The sequence below is a fragment of the Helicobacter trogontum genome (assembly GCF_000765905.2).
GTDB classification, from domain to species: domain Bacteria; phylum Campylobacterota; class Campylobacteria; order Campylobacterales; family Helicobacteraceae; genus Helicobacter_A; species Helicobacter_A trogontum.
The window spans coordinates 1-3516 of record NZ_JRPL02000058.1 but is presented as its reverse complement, the minus strand read 5'-3'; the positions used below and the strand labels follow the sequence as shown (position 1 = coordinate 3516).

Sequence of the window (3516 nt, the reverse complement as noted above, 5' to 3'; positions counted from 1 at the left end):
TAACGGCTCTTTATTAGAATCTAAAAGTATATAATCCTCACAGAAAAAGAGGGCTTTAAGGAGGTGTAAGGGAGAATTTGGTGTGAGAGATTCTATATCCTCTTGTGGTATGCGTTGGAGGTAGGAGGCTTTGATGTTTCCAATTTTATATCCATTATCTAGTGCAATAGGTGTATATGCCATATAGTCTTTATAAAGAGATTCTAATTCTCTATAAAGCAAAGTATCAAAGCAATGCGATATATCAGAATCTGATATGACAATATTATGTGTAGAAACATCACTTGCTAGAGAGCTAAAGCCTTGTGATAGAGCATTAACCCTTTCTTGTGTATAGGTATTATACGCATAAGTAGGGGTGCTATGACTATATGCGTTATGTTTATAGTGAGAATCTTTAAAGACAGCATACGCATACACAAAAGATATATCATCACTTGTATTGTATCCGAAGGGACTAAAGGGAGCTAATGGGTTTGGAGTCCACTGCATTATTTGATGGACAACAGGCTCAATAAATGTGCGTATGAGGAAGTTGTGGATAGTTTCTTGGATTGGGGTAAGGATATGGGTGTCGAGGAAAGTGAGGCATTTGAGAGAAAATTCTTCTACCACTTTTTCTGTTATGTCCCCCACAAAAAACGATACTGCAATGAGTTCTGGTTGCATAGTTTCCACACCTGAAACTACAATAAATGTTGTTGCTACCCCACCAGCTACATCTGCAGTAAATCTCGCTATCGCATTTTTTAGCTTCCCCGTTTCTTTATAAACAGCATAGGCGTCTAATGTATAAATATATGGATTTATTCTCTTTGAAAATTTCTTACCCAACTTTTTTATTTTCGAATATTCTGGCAACATTTCAAATGCTACATCCCCAATACCTTTAATATTTTTTACATAATTTGCAAGTTCCTGTTCGAAAGTCGCCATTATTTATCCTTCTTAAAGCATCGGTTTGCTTGGGTGATACTTAAAATCTTTTCTAATTCCACTTTTAAAACACTAAGCAATGGTTTAGAATCTTTATATTCTTGTATTTCTTTATGATTGATAAGTGAGCCAATAATTCCTGCAATATTTACTTCGGGAAAAGCGTTGTTTTCATCAACAAATATCTCATCATATATTCTACAAATATCTTGTGGATAATCTTTTATGGTTTTAAAAAAGTCTTGCGTGAGTTTTAGCCAATATTTTGTGCTACATAATATGCTTTGTTTTTTAGATTCCATATCGTGCTTTGCACCTAGAATAATACAAGAGTGTATAATAGAATTTGGATAGACAAAGGAGCTAGATTTTGGATAAATAAGTAATATTTGCTCCATTGTTTGATTTTGTATAGAATTTAAGATTTTTGCTATTTGCTCTTTGGTTGGAGTGTTAAGGCTTTTTGTATAAGCATTGAGATACACAAAGTCATATATCCAATAAATCGGGTCTGCAAATTCTTTGGGGGTGCTTTTAGCTCCCCATTTGTATTCTTGGTAGGGATTGAATCCTTCTTTGGCTAAGAGTAAATTGCAAAATAGAATCAATATTAAGTAGATTTTTGGATTAAACATTATTTTTCACTTCCTCAATGGCTTCTTGTTGATAGTAATCTTTTAACACAACACTGCCGTGTTGCCAATCTCGCAACCCAGAGATTCTCCCCAAAAAATCCCCGAAATTATAGGCAGTAGTAAAAAAAGAAGCAAGTCCTTCGCCAAAATCACTTAAATGGTCTGTAAAATCTTTATTGTTGTCCATATTTGCTCCTTATATTAATGTAGCCCCAAGAATCCAGCAATAAAAGCTATCAGCACAGCGGATAATAGCAAAAGACATAGCCAATACACGAGTGATTTTTTACACTTCTCTTTAGGTGTTTGCGTTATGCCCAATGGGATTAAACAGGCTATTATGCAATTTATAAAACTTAACAATAAAAAAGATAATACCAAAGATAGAATAAGAGAAATATTTTTATTGACACTAATGTCTAGCGTATGAATACAGACATTTATACATATTCCAAGAATAAGCCAAAGTATAATACCTAGTCCTAGATTCACATAAAAGGAAGCAAAAGCTTGAATAGTTTTGCTTACCTGATAGTATGTGCCACAATGACTACAATGCAGAGTTTCGCCTATTTTTAGTGTGTAAATATTCCAAATACTCTGTAATTTATTAATGTTATTCCCACATACTTCGCATTTTTTATACAAAAACATTTTAAAATCTCCTAACTCTCTAATCCGAATATATTGTAACATATATTACTCTTTAGTTTTACTACTCCATTATGAGGACATTTTATTTCATCATCTTCTAGTATTGGGTGAAGGAGTGCAGTGCTTTAGAGAATCTATAGAGTTAGAATCTCTTTGTGTCTGCTCTCTTTGTATTTGTTCTCTCTCTAGTATTTCTTTAGATTCTTTGGAGTTACATTCTAACTTGATGTTAAGGCTAGAATCTAGGAGGGAGTAGTTTAAGAGTGTTAGGGTATTGCTACCTAGAAATACTTGGAGGGTGCTTAGGGAATTGTTAGAAGCTCTATTATTGCTTGTAGATTCTATAGAGTTAGAATCTATCTCACCGATTAAGTGATAGATGGGTTTAAGAGTATCTAAGCCTAGATTGCTATCTTTAGAATCTAATGTGCCAAAGAAGCATTCATAACCTAAACTCTTAGATTCATTACCACCTGTGAGGAGGGTAGATTCTAAAAAAATCGAGATATTGTAATTTTGTAAATCCTGTTTGTTCTGGTTGGTAAGATTATTTATATCTTGTAATAAATCCTTGCAATCAAACGCATCCCCATTATAAGTAAAAATATAGATTACATCTTTTTCTTTATCAAAAAATATTTTGCATTCTAAAGAACTATAGAGACTTTTGGTGGTCTTGTAAGGATTCTTTGGTGTGATAACCAAAGGACTTGATGAAAAAAGTAGCTCTCTGCTCAATGCGATATAGGCTTTTTGATATTCATTCATTATTGTAGATTCCTTAGGCAGTTTTATAAGATTGCAAAATTTGCGAGACTAGATTATTAAAGGTTTTATAGTAAAAGATTTCTGCTCTATTGCTTTCATTAAGTATTTCTTTGTTGTTTTCATCAACTACCATAAAGGGCTGACATTTTAGCACACTTCGTAATTCTGCTACACTGCATTGCTTGTTTTCTAATTCATCAAAGAATTTTTTATCTAGAATTTTTATATAAATTTTTGCTTCTTGTAGTTGCGTGATTAAATCTATCATCCTATATATGTTAAATTCCTCTATATCCTTGCTATCTTTAAACCTTGCTATATAACTCACTTCATTTAAAAGATATACAAGAGAAAATATCTTTTCTGGCGGATTTGATGTATTTTTATCGTTCTTTTTTTGCTCTTTGTATTTGTTTTTAACTTCTGTATAGTTTTGTATAAAATCAAAGTGGGGGATATTGCTAGAAAGTATCGTGTGTGTGGGAGTTTGATAAAGATTTTTAGAAATCAAAGTGGGTGGAAA

The 3516-nt window shown here is 32.7% G+C and carries 5 protein-coding genes and 1 pseudogene; all 6 read right to left on the bottom strand.

The window, feature by feature from the left end:
- Positions 1-936 (bottom strand): annotated as a pseudogene (locus LS81_RS11570) (hypothetical protein); the annotation flags it as partial.
- Positions 936-1571, bottom strand: coding sequence for a hypothetical protein (locus tag LS81_RS10495; RefSeq protein ID WP_034346692.1), 636 nt, complete (start codon positions 1569-1571; stop codon positions 936-938). The pseudogene LS81_RS11570 and the gene LS81_RS10495, both read right to left, overlap by 1 nt.
- Entirely contained in the window at positions 1564-1758 is a 195-nt protein-coding gene (locus tag LS81_RS10490) for a hypothetical protein (RefSeq protein WP_034346694.1), read from the bottom strand. The genes LS81_RS10495 and LS81_RS10490 overlap by 8 nt, the downstream gene beginning before the upstream one ends.
- Positions 1759-1772: 14 nt before the next feature.
- Positions 1773-2267, bottom strand: coding sequence for a hypothetical protein (locus tag LS81_RS10485; RefSeq protein WP_034346695.1), 495 nt, complete (start codon positions 2265-2267; stop codon positions 1773-1775).
- 48 nt (positions 2268-2315) lie between these two features.
- The gene (locus LS81_RS12190; RefSeq protein ID WP_233715971.1) at positions 2316-2993 is read right to left on the bottom strand and encodes a hypothetical protein; all 678 of its coding nucleotides are present in this window, start codon (positions 2991-2993) and stop codon (positions 2316-2318) included.
- Positions 2994-3006: 13 nt separating this feature from the next.
- Positions 3007-3516 (bottom strand): hypothetical protein (locus tag LS81_RS11445; RefSeq protein WP_161976772.1); only part of this gene is annotated, 510 nt, incomplete at its 5' end.